We start from the raw sequence: 17,695 nt of genomic DNA, 5'->3' as shown, positions 1-17,695 counted from the left end.
TCCCTTAAATTATATCTTCTACTTTGTTTATTTTATGAGCTTTACCCATAGTTGAATTTAAAAAAACGCTTTTAAAGTAAACTCCTTTCACAGAAGCAGGTTTATTGTCTCTAATTACTTTAAGAAAGGCTTTTAAATTTTCCAGCAAATCATCAATATCAAATTTAATACTTCCTAATTTACCATGAATAACCCCATTTTTATCCGTCCTGAATTTTATTTGACCAGACTTAATGGTTTTAGTAGCTTCCGCAATATTAGAAGTCACAGTACCAAATTTAGGGTTAGGCATCAGCCCTTTAGCACCCAATACTTTTGCAATAGGAGTGATTTTTGCCATGAAATCAGGAGTAGTTATGCACCAATCAACATTCAACTTTCTACCTTTTTTTATCTCTTCAATTAAATCTTCTCCTCCTGTAATATCAGCACCAGCTTTTTCAGCTTCTAATAAATGTTTATCTTGAGCAAAAACAGCTACTTTAATATTCTTCCCGATACCTTTAGGCAACACTACTGTACCACGCACCTGCTCTTCAGATTTACGTGAATCTACACCTAAATTGACTGCGATATCAACTGATTCATTAAATTTTGCTGAAGCAGACTCAACAATCTTCTCCAAACACTGCTTAGAATCATCATTATATGTACTCATTTACCTAACCTTCCACAACTTCTATACCCATAGATTTTGCAGTGCCTATAACCATCTTCACTGCTGAATCTTCATTATCCACTTTCATATCAACCATCTTACACTTTGCCACTTTAATGATAGCAGACATAGATAATTTAGCCACTAATTCTTTACCAGAATTACCAGAACCTTTACTTAATTTAGCTTCCTGCTTAAGCAAATAAGCCACAGGCGGACCGCTGACAGTAAAATCATGAGAGCGATCATCCTTTATGGAAATTCTCACTGTTACTAAATCACCTACTTTATAACTAGCGTTAGCAGCGCTAGTAGCTTTATTAAAAGCTTCACAAAATTTAGGAACAGGTATACCACGCGGGCCAAGTACTGAAGCAATTTTCGGTCCTGGAACTGCTTTTCCAGCTTCCATAAGCAAGTTAATCTTAGCAACTACATTACTCATAATTAATCCTCTATTTTCTCTACTTGAGCCAAATCAAGCTCTATTATTGTTGGCTTACCTAAGATTGATACTTCAACATTAATAATTTTTTTCTCATCATTTACCATATCTACCTTACCAGTAAAATTTTGAAAAAGACCATCATTAATTTTTACTTTTTCACCTTTCTCATAACCATAACTCAACTTTTTCGTTTCTTGAGCATTGTAAAGCGCACTACACATTGAACGAATCTCATTATCCTCAATCACCTTTGGAACATTACCATTTTTCAAAAATCCATAAACCTTAAGAGATTTTGGTATATTATTAATAAAATTTAATACCTCATCGCATAAATTCATGTATAAAAAGACATAACCAGGAAAGGACTTCCTTCGTTTAGCATTTTTTTTAGATTTTAAATCCATCTCACTTAATTCTTCACAAGGAATAAAAACCCTATTAAAATAATTATTAATATTCAATCTCATAGAATTTTCTAATATATATTGGCGCACTTTCTCTTCATAATTAGAGGCAACTCTTAAAATGTACCACTTATACCTATTAAATTCCTTACGTTTTAAAATTACCTCATCATCTGAAATCATCTCAAAATGACCAGACTCATCACCACAAAACCCAGTCATTTGATTCAAAATATTTTTGCTTTCATCACACAGATGCATACATATATATACTTCACATAACTCTTTTATATCAGATTTTACATCACATACTGTCTGATAAGGAATAAACACCTCCTTAAAGTAAACAGTATTGATTGCCAACTCGCATATATCCTTCTCATACCCGTAATCGACTTTAATGATATACCATTTATACTTATATTCCATAAATAATTCCAAATAAAGTCTTAATTATGTAAAGAGACATAAAATCTACGAAGCAAAAGAAAATCGAAAAGCATAATATAACAATTATTACAATAAACAAAGATGACAATACCTGCTGTTTTTTTATCCAAGCAATTCTCCTTATTTCTTGCTTTATATCGCAAAAAAAAACATACAGGTTTTTTAACATTTCTACCATAATATTAATGCAGGAGCGATAGGAATTGAACCTACAACCTCTGGTTTTGGAGACCAGCGCTCTACCAATTGAGCTACACTCCTATAATTCAAAGTTTACTCTAAAATTTCCGAAACAACGCCAGAACCAACAGTTCTACCACCTTCTCTTATCGCAAAACGCAATCCTTTATCCATTGCTATTGGTACTTGCAACTCCACTTCTATACTTACATTGTCCCCTGGCATTACCATCTCCTTTCCATCTAGCAATTTTATACTCCCAGTTACATCCGTTGTCCTTAAATAAAACTGTGGCTGATAATTTCCAAAAAATGGTGTATGCCTTCCTCCTTCTTCTTTCTTCAATATATACACCTCCGCATTAAATTTCTTATGCGGGGTTATTGTCCCTGGTTTTGCCAATACTTGCCCTCTCTCCACTTCTTCTCTCTTTGTTCCTCTTAGTAGTATTCCTACATTGAGTCCTGCACTTCCCTTATCTAGCAACTTCTTAAACATCTCAACACCAGTACATATCGTCTTTTGCGTCGCTTTCAGACCTATTATCTCTACCTCATCCCCTGTCTTTATCTCCCCCTTCTCTATTCTTCCTGTTACTACCGTCCCTCGGCCCGATATTGAAAATACATCTTCTATTGGCAACAAAAACGGCAAATCTACAGGCCTTGGAGGTACTGCCACATACTCATCTAACTTCTCCATCAATTTATCTATTGATTTCTTTCCATACTCACTACTATCATCCTCTAATGCTTTTAGCGCAGACCCAACTATCATAGGCACTTCATCACCTGGAAATCCATACTTACTCAGCAACTCTCTCACTTCCATTTCTACCAAATCTATCATATCAGCATCAGCAACATCAGCTTTATTTATATATACCACGATATATCCAACACCCACCTGTTTTGCCAGCAATATATGCTCTCTCGTTTGTGGCATCGGCCCATCAACCCCTGACACTACCAATATCGCTGCATCCATCTGTGCTGCACCTACTATCATATTCTTTACATAATCAGCATGTCCAGGGCAATCAACGTGTGCATAGTGTCTCTTTTCTGTTTGATATTCAACATGCGCTGTTGCTATTGTTATACCTCTCTTTCTTTCTTCTGGCGCTTTATCTATTTGATCATATGCTACAAAATTACCATAATGCTTTGTTATCGCCGCTGTTAACGTTGTCTTCCCATGATCCACATGTCCTATCGTTCCCACGTTTACATGCGGCTTTCCAAATGCTTCTACTATCGCTGTCATAATTACTAACCTTTAATTATACTTTAACTTTAACTCATCAACCACATATTGTGGCACTTGTTCATAACAAGAAAAATGCATACTATACTGAGCTCTTCCCTGAGATATAGAACGCAAAACATTTATATAACCAAACATATTTGCAAGAGGAACCGAAGCAGTAATTATTTTGCTATTATTACCTAAATCCAGCATATCAACAACACTGCCTCTTCTACTATTTATATCACCCATAACATCACCCATATATTCTTCAGGAGTAATGATTTCCACTTTCATTATAGGTTCTAGCATTTTTGGACCAGCTTTATTTGCCATTTCCTTAAAAGCACCTTTAGCAGCAAGTTCAAAAGCCAAAGGACTAGAATCAACATCATGAAAAGCACCATCAAGAAGAGTAGCCTTAAAATCAATCAATGGAAAGCCGGAAATTATACCACCTTCTTTTATCAACTCTAAGCCATTTTGCACTCCAGGTATATACTCTTTTGGAATAGCACCGCCTACAATTTTACTTTCAAACTGAAAGCCAAAACCAGGCTCAAGAGGTTCGAATTTTATTTTAACTTTAGCAAACTGACCAGCACCACCTGATTGTTTTTTATGAGTGTAATCAATTTCAACAGATTTAGTGATAGTTTCACGATATGCAACTTGAGGCGCACCAACGTTAGCTTCAACATTAAACTCGCGCTTCATTCTATCAATAATAATCTCAAGATGCAGCTCACCCATACCTTTCAATATAGTCTGCCCACTCTCCGCATTTACTGACATCCTTAAAGAAGGATCTTCTGCAACCAATCTATTCAAAGCAACACCTAATTTTTCCTGATCTGAGGTGGTTTTCGGTTCTATAGCAGTTTCAATAACAGGATCAGGGAATTCCATACGCTCTAATAGTATAGGAAAATCAGATGAACATAAAGTATCACCAGTAATTGTTTTCTTTAATCCAACTAAGGCAACTATATCACCAACTTTAGCTTCGTTTATATCTTCTCTGTTATTTGCATGCATAAGCAACATTCTACCAATTCCTTCAGTCTCATTTTTTCCAGCATTTAACACAGCAGATTTAGATTTTAACTTACCGGAATAAATACGAATAAACGTCAAGCTACCTACAAATTTATCCGTCATCACTTTAAACGCAAGAGCAACGAATTTCTCTTTTTCTGAAGGTTTGATCTCAATTTTCTTTTCTGAATCTTTAGGATCAGTTCCAATAATTACATCAACATCAATAGGAGAGGGTAAAAAATCAACCACACCATCTAAAAGTGATTGCACGCCTTTGTTTTTAAAAGCTGACCCACATAATACAGGGACAAATTTTCCTTTAATGGTCCCGCTTCTCACACACTTTTTCAATAAATCAATTGGCAGATTGTTAGATTCAAAGTAAGTATTTATCGCCTCATCATCCATTTCAGCTGCAGCATCTAATAAAAGATTTCGATACTCTTGAGCCTTATCAAGCAAATCAGAAGGAATATCTTCATAAGAAAATTTAGCGCCTAATGTTTCTTCTTGCCATATAATAGCTTTCATAGAAATAAGATCGATTATGCCTTTAAAATCTTTCTCACTTCCTATTGGCAACTGAATAACTAAAGGTGATGCGCCAAGCTTCGTTTTTATCATATCGACACATCGATAAAAATTTGCCCCGATTCTATCCATTTTATTAACAAAGCAGATACGAGGAACGGTATATTTATCAGCTTGACGCCAAACTGTCTCAGACTGAGGCTCAACTCCAGCAACTCCATCAAATACAGCAACCGCACCATCCAAAACCCTCAAAGATCTCTCAACTTCAATAGTGAAGTCAACATGACCAGGAGTATCTATTATATTAATCCTATGATCATTCCAAAAACATGTTGTTGCAGCAGAGGTAATTGTAATGCCACGCTCCTTCTCTTGCTCCATCCAATCCATAGAAGCTGCACCATCGTGCACTTCACCAATCCTATTTTGTTTACCAGTATAAAATAAAATACGCTCTGTTGTGGTGGTCTTGCCAGCATCTATATGAGCCATTATCCCTATATTTCTATACCTAGATATTAAAACTTCCATACCACAATCAATCAGCTAATATTAAAAACGAAGATGAGAAAATGCCTTATTAGCTTCAGCCATTTTATACTTTTCTTCACACATCTTAAATGCACCACCACATTTATTATAAGCATCTAATATTTCAGACTGCAAACAATAAACAGTAGTTCTACCGCTCTTTTTTCGAGCAGCAGAAGTTGCTCTAGCAATCCACCTTAATGCCAAAGAAATTGCTCTATCTTGACGAATTTCAACAGGGACTTGATAAGTTGCACCACCAATACGCCGAGAGCGTACTTCTATAGAAGGGGTAACATTTTCTACTGCTGTCTCAAAAATTGATAAGGCATCTTTGCCTATTTTCTTTTCAGCTAAGGACAAAGCACTATAAGCAATCTTTTCTGCAATAGATTTTTTACCACATTTCATAATTATATTAATAAAACGCATAAGCAAGACACTACCATAACGAGAGTCAGGGCTTGTTCTTTTTTTTGCTTTATTACGACGTGCCATAAATTTTAACCAGATTTCTTTACACCATATTTTGAACGAGCTTTCTTTCGATTTTGCACACCACGTAGATCAAGAGCACCTCTTATTATGTGATAACGTACACCCGGCAAATCCTTAACTCGCCCACCACGTATTAAAACAACGGAATGCTCCTGTAAATTATGACCTTCGCCAGGTATATAAGCCGTCACTTCACCGTATCCACTAATCTTTACTCTAGCTACCTTACGTAGTGCTGAATTAGGCTTTCTAGGAGTTGTAGTATATACCTTAGTGCAAACACCCCTTCTTTGAGGATTGCATTTTCCCAAAGCTGGCACCTTCTTCTTGCGAGTTAACCCTGATCTACCTTTACATATTAATTGATTTATCGTAGGCATATACTGTAAATTTAAAACTCTAAAAATAACTAAGTCTTAATTATAAAATAATAAACCTCAATAGTCAATATAAAATAAACATTACTACTCTAATAATCTCAGCCTAATTGCTTTGAAAGCTACTGATAATTATATGCTAAAGCGCATATTGGTTTTAATATTAAGAAATTATCACTTGCTGTGGTCGAATTAATATAGATATGGAACAAGTAATATACTGTGATGGCTATCAAAGAATATGCAGAAAATAATCCTTATAATAGAGCCAAGAGCTTCTAACATTAATGCAAAAATACCAACCGAACTAACCGAATTACCAGTAAAGCCAGATGATTTTTACAATCCTACTCTTGACACTTAGATTTAATGCAGCTACCCTAAGTTCAAAATTCTATACTTAATTTTGCTGTTCTTGCATACAAGGAACACGTTTTTAGAATAATGAAAACAATCAGCGCTTTAATTAAAGAAGGGTCAAAGCTACTATCATCACATAGAATTGAATCACCATATTTGGATTGTGAAATCATCATGCAGTACGTACTTGGAGTAGAAAGATCATTCACAATAATGAATCACACCAATCAGGTACCAAGAAACAAAGAACTTCTATTCTGGAAATTAACAAAAAAAAGAGCAGAAAGATATCCAATATCGCAAATAATAGGTAATCGTGAATTCTGGAGTAAAAATTTTATAGTTAACCAACATGTTCTAGATCCAAGACCAGATAGTGAGACAGTAATTTCAACAGTGTTAAAATATTACCAAAATAAGAAGCAAAAAATAAAAATCGCAGATTTTGGCACAGGCACAGGCTGTTTGTTGATCTCCATACTTAGTGAGTATGAATATGCTATTGGAGTTGGTTTTGAAAAAAGCCTGGAAGCATACAAAATTACCTGCCAGAACACAAAGAAACATAATCTTCTCAACAGAGCTAAAATATTTCCAAATTCGTGGACAGAATGTAGAGATTTATTTGATCTCATAATAAGCAATCCTCCATATATTAAAAGAAGTAAGTTAAAAGATCTGCAAGCTGAAGTGCAAAAAGAGCCAAGAATTGCTCTTGATGGTGGTATCGATGGATTGAGCTGTTACCTGAGTATTTTTCCAATATTGAAAAAGTGCCTTAAAAAAGATGGGTTTGCGATACTGGAAATAGGCGAAGATCAAAGCAATATTGACAAAACAATACCCTTATATGGACTGGCTTTTCAGGAATACGTATACGACTTGGCTGGAATGAAAAGATGCATTGTTGTAAAGCAAGATAAAGAACATGACTAGTAGAACGCTAGCTTTCTAAGAACCTGTTCATAATCTCAAGAAAGGCATAAAGTAAGAAATAGAGTGTATAAATTAGGATATATGAGGAGTGTATACCCAAGTGACATAAGTCGAGAGAAGTTTGAGATTATTTCACCAGATCTGGAGTCTTGTGGAAAAAACAAAACCAAGAAAACTTGATTTGTATGATATATTTTGCGGAGTGTTGTACGCCCTAAAAAGTGGTTATCAGTGGAGGATGCTACCAAAAGAGTTTCCAAAACGGCGCAATTGTTATGATTATTTCAAAAATGGAGTGAAAAAGTAAAAGGAAATAAAAAAAAAGTATTTTGGAGTGCATGTTAAAAAAATAGTTAGTGTGGTCCGACAAAACAATGTTTGGAAAGAAAAAACCAGCTTTTGCATAATTGACGCTCAGAGTGTAAAGAACGCAGACACTGATGAAGAAAAAGGCTATGACGCTGGTAAAAAAATCTCAGGAATAAAACGCCATATCGCACAAGATATAGATGTTTGCTATTTATTCTTAAGCTTATTTAAATAGCATTTTACTTTTTTTAGTATGTAGAGATTTTCTAGGAATTATTCTATTGAATTCTATGATATTATTTTTTGTAACATTGTTATACATACCATAAGAGTGAACTGACGAAATTTGTAAAGGAGTTTTATGGCTTAGCTACATGATACTAACACTCAAGTAAATTTTCATCAATGACGCAATTTGCTATGTCTATATCTCACATAGCTTACAACTTGCTTTACTCCTTTTACTTTTCTTGCAATTGCTATTACAGCTTTTAATTCCGCCTTATTTTGAGCTATACCCATCAAATAAACGACTCTATCAACTGTATTAACGCTATAATTAATTGATTTAATATTTCTTTTTCCCAGAAGTCTCGTGCTTATCTCTGCTGTTATCATACCATCCACAGTAACATCTAGCATAGAAGCCATTTTAATTGGTGTGACTCTTATTTCATTTATCACTTCTTTAATCTCTTTTTGCTGCCAAGCTATTTTCTCTGCCGTGAGTTGCTTTTCATGATTATCAACATTTCCAATGAGTAATACTCTTCCTTCACTCACTTTAACTTTTATAGATGAGAACAGTCCGTGTTTTAAGAGTCCCTTATTGATTCTTATTACTATAGTTGTATCATCAATAATGTTTCCCAAGGATTTATCTTGCATTGTTATTGCTGTAGCCGCTGCAGTTGCTGTTACCACTATACCACTCACAAGAGTCGTACAGCCACTCTGTGTAATCAGAAAAATTGCGAGTAAGAAGCTTGCTATTAATCTCATTATTAATTTCCAGAGTTTAGAGCTTTAATTAAAGAATATTAATAAGCTTTTTTTATTGTGTAAATACTATAAATTGAATAAGCCTTGAATATTTCTAAGACAGTACTTATCTTAATAATGTTAGTTAAAGTAATTCAGGCTTAGATTCATAGTGGAGTTAACCAGTATTATAAGTTCAGTCTGTGGTATTAAAATCTAATCTTTAAATTGCATAAGATGACAGAAGTGGTTATCTATAAGTTAATGAAGGGTTCTTGCGGATATGGCGAAATTGGTAGACGTGCCAGGTTTAGGTCCTGGTGAGCTTGCTCGTGGGGGTTCAAGTCCCTCTATCCGCACTTAAAGTCATGTAACTCAGGTTTTAAGAGAAAATTTATAATTACTAAGTACACTTTTGTTTGTATAAGAACCTGTTCTTAAGGATTGTATTTAACTTAAATTCTGGTAAAATGGCTTTATTAAAACATAAATAAAATATTGATAACAGGTTGTAATGTCTAGTAATATAACTCAAAATGCAGTCAAAGCAGATACATTAAGTAATATATATACCTATAAGGAACTTAGTGTAGATAAACTAAAGTATGAGTATGAAATCACAGTTAGTAGTGATTATATAGAACAAAAGATAAACTCTAGATTACAAGAAATAGCGAAGGATGCAAAACTGCCTGGATTTAGATCCGGAAAGATGCCTTACGATCTTGTTGTTACAAATTATAAAAACGAAGCTTTGGAATATGTGATAAAAGATACGATTGACTATTGCTCAAGTGATTTAATGAAAAAAATCGAAGTTAAGTCTCACATCCATCCTAAGGTTGATATTATGTCATTACCAAACCTGGATAAAAAGGATGAAAAAGGCAACTTTCTGTACAAATTATCTTTTGAATCGATGCCAAAAGTGCCAGTAATAGATCTTGATAAAATAAATTTGAAGAAAGTTAAGGCAAAAATCAAAGAGGGAGACATAAAAGAATTTATTGATTCTATAAAAACAAAATTTCCTAACTTTGTCTCTGTTAATGATGCTTCTTATCAAGCAAAAAACGAGGATAAACTGATAATTGACTTTGAAGGGCGAATTAGAAATAAGCTCTTTCAAGGTGGAAGTGGCAAAAATTTTACTGTTAATTTAGGATCTGGAACATTTATAAATGGTTTTGAAGATCAATTAATTGGCATGAAAAAAGGGGAAACAAAAAGCTTTAAGTTGAGATTTCCTGAAGATTACCAGGTAATTTCCCTTGCGGGGCAGGAGGCTGCTTTTTCTGTTCGAGTTAATGATATTCAGATTGCCAAAGATTTGCAAAGTGATAATGAAATAGCTAGGAGAATTGGTTTTGAAGATCATTCTTCGCTAATAAATCATGTAAAAGAAGTAATTGATAATCAGTGTAAAGAAATGGGAGATCTCTTAATTAAGAAAGAGCTATTTGATTGTTTGGATGCTAGTTATAGTTTTGATTTGCCTATAGAAGTAGTAAAACAGGAACAGCAGAGAGTGGAAAGAGAGTTGAATGCTAAAGATGATTCTTGTAAAGAAGCTGAAAGACGCGTAAAGCTTGCAATGCTATTTATGGAGTTCAGTAAAGAACATGAAATATCATTAACTCAAAGTGATATTATGAATGTTATTGTAAATCAATATGTCAGTAAAGATGTATCATTTGACAGAGTATTTAAACATTTTAAATCAGACGGACAATTTCAGGAATTAGTTAGAGGGCAAGCACTTGAGTATAAAGTGACAGATTATATGATAGAAAAAGCTAGTAAAGAAGAACAGATTGTTTCTGTGAAAGAATTAAAGGAATTATTTGATAATATTTGATAGGAAAAGGTATGACTCTTATACCAATTGTAGTTGAACAAACTAGTCGCGGTGAGCGGGCTTATGACATATATTCAAGGCTAGTAAAAGAAAGAATAATTTTCGTAACTGGCCCTATTGAAGACAACATGGCCAGCGTAATAGTAGCACAGCTTTTATTTTTAGAATCGGAAAATCCCGATAAAGACATTTGTATGTATATTAACTCACCAGGTGGTGTTGTAACTGCTGGTTTGTCGATCTACGATACAATGCAGTATATAAATCCAGACGTTTCAACTTTGTGTATAGGTCAAGCTGCATCTATGGGTTCTTTGTTGCTTACAGCTGGTGCGGAGGGTAAACGTTACTCGCTACCTCATTCAAGAATTATGATACATCAGCCATCTGGTGGTTATCATGGGCAAGCAACTGATATAGAAATACATGCTAATGAAATTTTGCGAGTTAAGAAAAAATTAAATCAAATTTATGAAAAACATACTGGAAATTCACTAAAGAAAATTGAAGAAATGATGGAAAGAGATAAATTCATGGATCCTGAAGAAGCAATGAAAACTGGCTTAATTGACAGAGTAATAGCTGAGCGTAAAGATATGAAGATTGAAAATATTAAAGTTAAACAAAAGGTAGTTTAATGGATAACAATAATGATTTACACTACTGTTCTTTTTGTAACAAGGCACAAAACGAAGTAGATAAATTGATTACTAACTCTTCAGATGGTTTAAAGGTGTTCATTTGTAATGAATGCATAGAGTTATCCCATAAAGCAATAAGTCAAAAGAAAGAGAGAGCTTTTAATTCAGATCATATATCTGATATGAAGCTATTACTAAAGAAACCTGAAGATATAAAAAATTTTCTTAGTAAGCATGTTGTAGGTCAGGAACATGCGCAACACGTTTTATCTGTGGCTATGTATAACCATTGTCAATCCATGGTGCAACTTCATTCTATAAGTGATATTGAAATTGAGAAGTCAAATATAATGCTTATTGGCCCTACTGGTTCTGGTAAGACTTTGCTAGCAAAAACACTTGCTAAAGTTTCAGATGTGCCATTTGCTATGGCCGATGCGACAACTTTGACTGAGGCAGGTTATGTAGGTGATGATGTAGAAAGCGTGTTGTCACGTCTATTACAAGCTGCAAATTATGATGTTGCAAAGGCACAGCATGGTATAGTGTTTATCGATGAAATAGACAAGATCACAAGAAAGTCTGAAAGCGCTTCAATAACCCGTGATGTTTCAGGTGAAGGGGTCCAACAAGCTCTACTAAAAATCATGGAAGGTACGGTTGCTTATGTTCCTCCACAAGGAGGGCGAAAACACCCGCAACAAGAGTTTATACAAGTAGACACTAGTAACATACTATTTATTTGTGGAGGAGCTTTTGAAGGCCTAAATAAAATTATTGAGGCAAGAAAAAAGGGAACATCAGTTGGCTTTGGGGCGGATATAAGTCAGTCTAAAGCACAAAAGAAAAAAAATGCTTTACGCGATGCTCAACCTGAGGACTTAATCAAATTCGGTTTGATACCCGAATTTGTAGGACGGGTTCCAATAACTGCTGTTCTAGATGAGCTGGATCACGAGGATTTAATACATGTGTTGACAGAGCCAAGAAATGCGCTAGTAAAACAATATAAAGCATTGCTTGCATTTAGTAAAGTAAACCTTGAGTTTTCAGATGAAGCAATATCAGCTATTGCTAAAAAAGCTATAAGCTATAAAACAGGCGCAAGGATGTTACGTGCTATCTTAGAGTCACTTTTGCTTGATGTTATGTATATATCCGGCAACGGAGGTTTTGAAGGTAGCACTATAACGGTTACTAAGAAAATGGTAGAATTAGGCAAAGCGACGATTAATCATAATAATAAGGGTAGTGTTATAACGGTTAATGATTAATTTGAGGCATATATTATGAGTATTGGACGTGCTGTAAACTTTAATTCTACTGTATTACCAGTATTACCTCTAAGAGATGTAGTAATTTTTCCAAATATAATGTTGCCTTTATTCGTAGGTAGAGAAAAATCTGTTCATGCACTAGAGTATGCAATAAGTAGCAGTAGTCACCAAAACGAGATTTTTCTCATAGCACAAAAAGATGGTTCTATTGATAATCCAGAGCCAGAGAATCTTTATGAAGTAGGCGTGTTAGCAAATATTATACAACCATTAATAAAACTGCCTGACAATGCAGTAAAAGTCATGATTCATGGGGTAAGAAGGGGAAGAGTTATAGAATATATTAGCTCTCACACTTTGTTAGAGGCCAGAGTAGCGTTGGATGGTCATTATGAGTATGGAGAAAATGAAGATAATATTGATTTAGAAGCTTTAAGGCGTTCTGTTATAGATGCATTCGACAATTGGTGTAAACTAAGCAAGAAAAGTCGGCCCGAGATTATTATTGACCCCATTGATCAAGTTAAAGAGGTTAATCAAATTGTAGATATGATAGCTTCGCACTTAAATATAAAGGTATCAGATAAGCAAAACATACTTGAAGTTTATAACCCAAAAGAGCGTTTAAAAAAAGTTTTTGCTCTTATTGAGAGAGAAATAAGTATTTTGAGTGCACAAAACCGCTTGTATAAGACAATTAAATCACAGATTGAAAGTACTCAAAAAGTTTACTACCTTAATGAGCAATTAAAAGCTATACAGAAAGAATTAGGTGAGTTTGAAAATGGAGATGAAGGGAATATACTCAATGAATTTGAAAAAAAGATAAATGAAACAAAGCTTTCTGAGGAAGCAAAAGAGAAAGCCATAACTGACTTAAAGAGATATAAGAAAATGAATCCCATTTCTCCTGAAGCAACAGTTATATCTAGTTACTTGCATTGGTTGCTTGATTTGCCATGGGGAAAGTACAAAGGTGCAAAAATTAACTTAAATGCGGCTAAAAAAATCTTAGATGAAAATCATTATGGCATAGAGAAAGTAAAAGATAGAATAATAGAATTTTTAGCAGTATTAAAGAGAGTAAAAGAGATAAAAGGTCCTATACTTTGCTTAGTTGGACCACCTGGTGTTGGTAAAACTTCTTTAGCTAAGTCTATGGCAAAAGCAGTAGGAAGAGATTTTGTTCGCATATCTCTTGGTGGTATACGTGATGAGTCTGAAATACGAGGACACAGGAAAACTTATATTGGCTCAATGCCTGGTAAAATCATTCAACACATGAAAAAAGCTAATTCATGCAACCCGCTTTTCCTTCTTGATGAAATAGATAAGATGGGTTCTGATTCGCGTGGTGATCCTGCATCTGCATTACTTGAGGTTTTGGATACTGAGCACAATAAACATTTTACAGATCATTACTTGGAAGTTGAGTTTGATCTTTCAAGTGTAATGTTTGTAGCCACAGCAAATAGCTTAAATTTACCGCATCCTTTGCGTGATAGGATGGAAATTATACAATTATCTGGGTATACCGAAGACGAGAAGATCAGTATTGCTACACATCACCTTATTCCAAAATTAAAAAAAGAGCATGGTTTGCATCAGAAGGAGTGGGGAATAACCAATGAAGCATTATACGAGTTGATACGTTTATATACACGTGAAAGCGGCGTGCGAAGCATGGAAAGGGAACTTGCAAAACTCATGAGAAAAGCAGTTAAAGCAATATTAACTGATAAAAATAATAAAATATCCGTAGAGATTGGTAATTTACAAGATTATCTAGGGGTACGTAAGTATACCTTTGGCATTGCAGAAAATGAGAGTTTGGTAGGGATAGTAACTGGTCTTGCCTATACTGAAACAGGTGGTGATATTTTGATGATAGAGTCAGTCCTAATTCCTGGTAAGGGGGAGATAAAATATACAGGAAAGCTTGGAGAAGTTATGCAAGAGTCTATAAAAGCTGCGTATAGTTATGTGCGATCAAATTGTTTATTTTTCGGTATAAAGCCCGAAAAATTCCAAAATAATGATATACATTTGCATGTACCTGAAGGTGCTGTGCCAAAAGATGGTCCCTCTGCTGGCAGTGCAGTATGTACGTCTATTGTTTCTCTCATGACAAATATATCAGTTAACAAAAGTGTTGCTATGACAGGCGAAGTAACATTGCGCGGTAGAGTTTTGGCTATCGGGGGCTTGAGAGAAAAATTGCTTGCTGCGCTAAGAGGATCAATCAAAACTGTGATTATACCAAGTGAAAATGAGAAAGATATGCAGGAGATTCCCGCAAATATTAAAGAAGGGATCAACGTAATTTTTGTTAAGAATATTGATGAAGTTATAAAAATTGCTTTAACTCGCCCTATTACTTCAATTGATGGTGATAGTCAAAATAGTCTACCTTCCTCCATAGAAAATAAAGATAGTACCTTCTCTGCGTTAGAAACATTAAAGCACTAAATTGAAAAGGTTTATGCAATTTTCGTTTCTTTTTTTTTAACCTTAAAGCTCTGATTTGAATACATAAATTACAAGTAACATATATGGCAATTTCATAAGTTCATTTTTCAAGCATATATTGCAATATCTCACTAGCAATTGCAACATCTTGGCGTGGAGTTTTGCCATGTTCTATAAACACTGAGATTGCATAGCGCGGATCATGGTAGGGGCCATAAGCGATAAACAATTTATGACTTTCACCTTTAGAGTTTATCTCTGGTGTACCGGTTTTGCCAGCAATTTGTATACTGCCTAGTCCTTTTCTATAGTTAGAATTCACCACGTCAAACATAGCTTTTCGAACCACACTAAGATGCTCATGATTCACATCAATATCAAGAAAGTCTTGCCCTGGTTTACTCATCTCAATGTGGGGAATTACCTCCTTTCCTGTTGCAACCCTCGCTGCAAGAACCGCAAGCTGTAGTGGTGTTGTAAGTAAATACCCTTGTCCTATAACTAAGTTAATGGTATCACCTAAATACCACTCTGAATATAGCTTGCGTGCACGCCAATCCACATCAGGCAACAATCCCGGAGCTTCTTCCTTAAACATTCCAATTAATGGTCCACTTCCTATACCAAATTTGCTAGCCATTTCTAGTAGAGAATCTACATTTATTTTTTTTCCTATATTATAAAAGTAAGTGTTGCATGAGAAGGACATTGCCTCGTTTAAAGATACATATCCATGGACTTTGCTTTTTAGGCAACGAAATTTTCGTTCACCTATTTTCATATAGCCCCTACACGAGAACTTTTCTTCTGGTGTTATTATTCCATCTTTTAAACCCGCAAGCGCATCTATTATTTTAAATATTGAACCAGGTGGAATTTGATATGATAATGCACGGTTTACAAGCGGCAATGAAGGATTGTTTAAATTTTTCCAAGTTTCACTTGATAATCTGCTAGTGAAAAGATTATTATCGTAAGAAGGTGAATTATATAATGCTAAAATTTCTCCGTTATTTACATCAATTACCACTGTGGAACCTTGGTGGTCTTTAAATATCTCTGCAATTTTCTTCTGTAAATCAACATCAATTGTCAGCTGTATATCTTGTCCGTCTTGCTGCGGTATGCTAGATAACTCTCTCATGATACGCTTCTTAGAATTTATTTCCTGCTCAGATTTTCCGGTCTTGCCTTTTAATACATGATCATATGTATATTCAATTCCACTAACCCCTGATTCATTTATGTCTTGCTGTCTTTTTGTATATCCGATTATATGAGAACATATCGAACCAAACGGGTAATAACGTTTATAAAGAGCAGTTATTTTTGTATCTGATGATTTTGTTGCATCAGGTTTAATTTCTGATAACATCTGCAAATCAACCTCCCTAGTAAAGGTTTTTTGCCCATCAAATAAAACAATATACGAAATTTTGTTTACTGCGAGTTCAACACTATTCCTATCCAAAATCCTGCCTCGTTTAGGCACAATAGTAACAACTTTTATCCTATTATTATTGGATAGCACTTCATATTTTTGTCTATCTCGTACTTGTAAAGTATACAACCTATAACTAAAAATAGCAGAAATAGTAAGCTGAATACCACCTAATATGAATGCCCTGCGGTTGAAGACCTTGTTTTTTGTCCACATAGAATTCCTTTAGAATGCACTCCTTCTCCTTTTATTGGCATATTTCTAGCTTTCACCACATCACAAATCCTCTTTTCCCAATCACTTAAGGTAACAAGCTCATAACCCCATTTTTTTAGTATTTTAATAATCTGAGGTAAAGCTTCAACTGTATTTGATTTGTTATCGTGATCATGGAACAATATAATCGCTCCATTATGTACATTGCTCAAAACTCTTTCAACCAGAATCTCTGATTTATCGCCTTGCCAGTCCAGAGAATCAACTGTCCATAGTATGGAACACATATTTAATCGATTAGTATTTTCGACCAAATTATCATTGTGACATCCATATGGTGGACGAAACCATTTTACATTCTGTTCTGTTGCATTTTTAATTGCCACATTTGTCTTTTCCAGTTCTTGCAATTGCTCCTCACTTGAAAGTGATGTCAACTTCCTATGCGACCAAGAATGATTACCTAATTCATGACCTGCTTTATGGATTTTGTTTACTATTTCAGATGTTTTTTTATTTATACGCTCACCAAGCACAAAAAATGTCGCTTTTGTTTTATTGCTCTCCAGAATATTAATAATATCTCCTGCTCTATTATAAGACGGTCCATCATCAAACGTAAGTGCAACAAACTTATCTTTGTTATTCAATAATTTCTTTATATTACTTAAATTTCTATATGATAGATCCAAATTACAACTGAGCCCACGATATGGTAAGTTAAAGTTACAATCACTACAGAAAACTGCGCTTGAATATAGCAAAAGAAAAGCGATTATTCTTATAAACATATATAATCAGCAAAGTGATAGAGTACTACACTTTTTTGCTAAAT

Annotated in this window: 17 protein-coding genes, 2 tRNA genes and 1 pseudogene; 8 read left to right on the top strand and 12 right to left on the bottom strand. The window is 34.5% G+C overall.

From position 1 onward, the window contains the following. Positions 1 to 4: 4 nt before the first annotated feature. The 9 genes from rplA to rpsL all read right to left on the bottom strand — a co-directional run bounded on the left by rplA (position 5) and on the right by rpsL (position 6,375). Positions 5 to 658 carry a 50S ribosomal protein L1 gene (rplA, locus tag ABWU52_RS01425; RefSeq protein WP_353277183.1) on the bottom strand — a complete coding sequence of 218 codons (654 nt, stop codon included), beginning with the start codon at positions 656 to 658 and terminating at the stop codon, positions 5 to 7. 4 nt (positions 659 to 662) lie between these two features. Continuing rightward, positions 663 to 1,103: a 50S ribosomal protein L11 gene (locus ABWU52_RS01420; protein ID WP_010406829.1), complete on the bottom strand. Its 441-nt coding sequence runs from the start codon at positions 1,101 to 1,103 to the stop codon at positions 663 to 665. 2 nt (positions 1,104 to 1,105) lie between these two features. Next, a complete protein-coding gene (gene nusG / locus ABWU52_RS01415; protein ID WP_250120084.1) occupies positions 1,106 to 1,942 on the bottom strand; it encodes a transcription termination/antitermination protein NusG in 837 nt (278 codons plus the stop codon). Then, complete coding sequence (gene secE / locus ABWU52_RS01410; protein ID WP_353277181.1) at positions 1,932 to 2,132, bottom strand: preprotein translocase subunit SecE; 201 nt, start codon at positions 2,130 to 2,132, stop codon at positions 1,932 to 1,934. The genes nusG and secE overlap by 11 nt, the downstream gene beginning before the upstream one ends. 19 nt (positions 2,133 to 2,151) lie before the next feature. Beyond that, a tRNA-Trp gene (locus ABWU52_RS01405) sits at positions 2,152 to 2,224 on the bottom strand. Positions 2,225 to 2,236: 12 nt separating this feature from the next. Beyond that, on the bottom strand, positions 2,237 to 3,409 hold the full coding sequence (gene tuf, locus ABWU52_RS01400) for an elongation factor Tu (protein ID WP_353276541.1): 1,173 nt from the start codon (positions 3,407 to 3,409) through the stop codon (positions 2,237 to 2,239). Between the two features lie 12 nt (positions 3,410 to 3,421). After that, on the bottom strand, positions 3,422 to 5,497 hold the full coding sequence (gene fusA, locus ABWU52_RS01395) for an elongation factor G (RefSeq protein ID WP_264374992.1): 2,076 nt from the start codon (positions 5,495 to 5,497) through the stop codon (positions 3,422 to 3,424). A gap of 21 nt (positions 5,498 to 5,518) precedes the next feature. Next, complete coding sequence (gene rpsG / locus ABWU52_RS01390) at positions 5,519 to 5,995, bottom strand: 30S ribosomal protein S7 (protein ID WP_006014699.1); 477 nt, start codon at positions 5,993 to 5,995, stop codon at positions 5,519 to 5,521. 5 nt (positions 5,996 to 6,000) lie between these two features. Continuing rightward, positions 6,001 to 6,375 carry a 30S ribosomal protein S12 gene (gene rpsL, locus ABWU52_RS01385; protein ID WP_010406837.1) on the bottom strand — a complete coding sequence of 125 codons (375 nt, stop codon included), beginning with the start codon at positions 6,373 to 6,375 and terminating at the stop codon, positions 6,001 to 6,003. A 238-nt stretch (positions 6,376 to 6,613) separates the two neighbouring features. On the opposite strand from rpsL, the gene ABWU52_RS01380 reads away from it, so the two are divergent. From ABWU52_RS01380 to ABWU52_RS07300, 3 genes and pseudogenes are all read left to right on the top strand, one after another. After that, entirely contained in the window at positions 6,614 to 6,736 is a 123-nt protein-coding gene (locus ABWU52_RS01380; protein WP_353277179.1) for a hypothetical protein, read from the top strand. An 80-nt stretch (positions 6,737 to 6,816) separates the two neighbouring features. Then, positions 6,817 to 7,668 carry a peptide chain release factor N(5)-glutamine methyltransferase gene (gene prmC, locus ABWU52_RS01375; protein ID WP_353277178.1) on the top strand — a complete coding sequence of 284 codons (852 nt, stop codon included), beginning with the start codon at positions 6,817 to 6,819 and terminating at the stop codon, positions 7,666 to 7,668. A gap of 81 nt (positions 7,669 to 7,749) precedes the next feature. After that, positions 7,750 to 8,173: pseudogene (locus ABWU52_RS07300) on the top strand (transposase); the annotation flags it as partial. Positions 8,174 to 8,379: 206 nt separating this feature from the next. On the opposite strand, the gene ABWU52_RS01360 reads toward ABWU52_RS07300, so the two are convergent. Beyond that, a complete protein-coding gene (locus ABWU52_RS01360) occupies positions 8,380 to 8,979 on the bottom strand; it encodes a BON domain-containing protein (protein ID WP_010406846.1) in 600 nt (199 codons plus the stop codon). A gap of 256 nt (positions 8,980 to 9,235) precedes the next feature. Here ABWU52_RS01360 and ABWU52_RS01355 point away from each other — a divergent pair. The 5 genes from ABWU52_RS01355 to lon all read left to right on the top strand — a co-directional run bounded on the left by ABWU52_RS01355 (position 9,236) and on the right by lon (position 15,203). After that, positions 9,236 to 9,317: transfer RNA gene (locus ABWU52_RS01355), tRNA-Leu, on the top strand. A gap of 155 nt (positions 9,318 to 9,472) precedes the next feature. Beyond that, a complete protein-coding gene (gene tig / locus ABWU52_RS01350) occupies positions 9,473 to 10,816 on the top strand; it encodes a trigger factor (RefSeq protein WP_353277173.1) in 1,344 nt (447 codons plus the stop codon). 11 nt (positions 10,817 to 10,827) lie between these two features. Next, complete coding sequence (clpP, locus tag ABWU52_RS01345) at positions 10,828 to 11,454, top strand: ATP-dependent Clp endopeptidase proteolytic subunit ClpP (protein ID WP_007301999.1); 627 nt, start codon at positions 10,828 to 10,830, stop codon at positions 11,452 to 11,454. Beyond that, a complete protein-coding gene (clpX, locus tag ABWU52_RS01340) occupies positions 11,454 to 12,731 on the top strand; it encodes an ATP-dependent Clp protease ATP-binding subunit ClpX (RefSeq protein ID WP_010406852.1) in 1,278 nt (425 codons plus the stop codon). The genes clpP and clpX overlap by 1 nt, the downstream gene beginning before the upstream one ends. A 15-nt stretch (positions 12,732 to 12,746) precedes the next feature. After that, positions 12,747 to 15,203, top strand: coding sequence for an endopeptidase La (gene lon / locus ABWU52_RS01335; RefSeq protein ID WP_353277171.1), 2,457 nt, complete (start codon positions 12,747 to 12,749; stop codon positions 15,201 to 15,203). Between the two features lie 100 nt (positions 15,204 to 15,303). Here lon and ABWU52_RS01330 read toward each other — a convergent pair whose 3' ends face one another. Beyond that, positions 15,304 to 16,860 carry a penicillin-binding transpeptidase domain-containing protein gene (locus ABWU52_RS01330; protein WP_353277169.1) on the bottom strand — a complete coding sequence of 519 codons (1,557 nt, stop codon included), beginning with the start codon at positions 16,858 to 16,860 and terminating at the stop codon, positions 15,304 to 15,306. Beyond that, entirely contained in the window at positions 16,815 to 17,651 is an 837-nt protein-coding gene (locus tag ABWU52_RS01325) for a polysaccharide deacetylase family protein (protein WP_353277167.1), read from the bottom strand. Before ABWU52_RS01325 ends, ABWU52_RS01330 begins: the two co-directional genes overlap by 46 nt. Between the last annotated feature and the right edge of the window lie 44 nt (positions 17,652 to 17,695).

It is taken from the genome of Wolbachia endosymbiont (group B) of Villa cingulata (assembly GCF_964028285.1).
Lineage (GTDB): Bacteria > Pseudomonadota > Alphaproteobacteria > Rickettsiales > Anaplasmataceae > Wolbachia.
This window is presented reverse-complemented; position numbering and strand designations above follow the sequence as displayed.

Bases quoted from the DNA above. Each gene is read 5' to 3' on its own strand.
- lon (WP_353277171.1), top strand. From the start codon at position 12,747: ATGAGTATTGGACGTGCTGTAAACTTTAATTCTACTGTATTACCAGTA.
- rpsG (WP_006014699.1), bottom strand. From the start codon at position 5,995: ATGGCACGTCGTAATAAAGCAAAAAAAAGAACAAGCCCTGACTCTCGT.
- nusG (WP_250120084.1), bottom strand. From the start codon at position 1,942: ATGGAATATAAGTATAAATGGTATATCATTAAAGTCGATTACGGGTAT.
- ABWU52_RS01360 (WP_010406846.1), bottom strand. From the start codon at position 8,979: ATGAGATTAATAGCAAGCTTCTTACTCGCAATTTTTCTGATTACACAG.
- rpsL (WP_010406837.1), bottom strand. From the start codon at position 6,375: ATGCCTACGATAAATCAATTAATATGTAAAGGTAGATCAGGGTTAACT.
- fusA (WP_264374992.1), bottom strand. From the start codon at position 5,497: ATGGAAGTTTTAATATCTAGGTATAGAAATATAGGGATAATGGCTCAT.
- ABWU52_RS01330 (WP_353277169.1), bottom strand. From the start codon at position 16,860: ATGTGGACAAAAAACAAGGTCTTCAACCGCAGGGCATTCATATTAGGT.
- rplA (WP_353277183.1), bottom strand. From the start codon at position 658: ATGAGTACATATAATGATGATTCTAAGCAGTGTTTGGAGAAGATTGTT.
- secE (WP_353277181.1), bottom strand. From the start codon at position 2,132: ATGTTAAAAAACCTGTATGTTTTTTTTTGCGATATAAAGCAAGAAATA.
- tuf (WP_353276541.1), bottom strand. From the start codon at position 3,409: ATGACAGCGATAGTAGAAGCATTTGGAAAGCCGCATGTAAACGTGGGA.
- ABWU52_RS01380 (WP_353277179.1), top strand. From the start codon at position 6,614: ATGCAGAAAATAATCCTTATAATAGAGCCAAGAGCTTCTAACATTAAT.
- tig (WP_353277173.1), top strand. From the start codon at position 9,473: ATGTCTAGTAATATAACTCAAAATGCAGTCAAAGCAGATACATTAAGT.
- clpP (WP_007301999.1), top strand. From the start codon at position 10,828: ATGACTCTTATACCAATTGTAGTTGAACAAACTAGTCGCGGTGAGCGG.
- ABWU52_RS01420 (WP_010406829.1), bottom strand. From the start codon at position 1,103: ATGAGTAATGTAGTTGCTAAGATTAACTTGCTTATGGAAGCTGGAAAA.
- clpX (WP_010406852.1), top strand. From the start codon at position 11,454: ATGGATAACAATAATGATTTACACTACTGTTCTTTTTGTAACAAGGCA.
- prmC (WP_353277178.1), top strand. From the start codon at position 6,817: ATGAAAACAATCAGCGCTTTAATTAAAGAAGGGTCAAAGCTACTATCA.
- ABWU52_RS01325 (WP_353277167.1), bottom strand. From the start codon at position 17,651: ATGTTTATAAGAATAATCGCTTTTCTTTTGCTATATTCAAGCGCAGTT.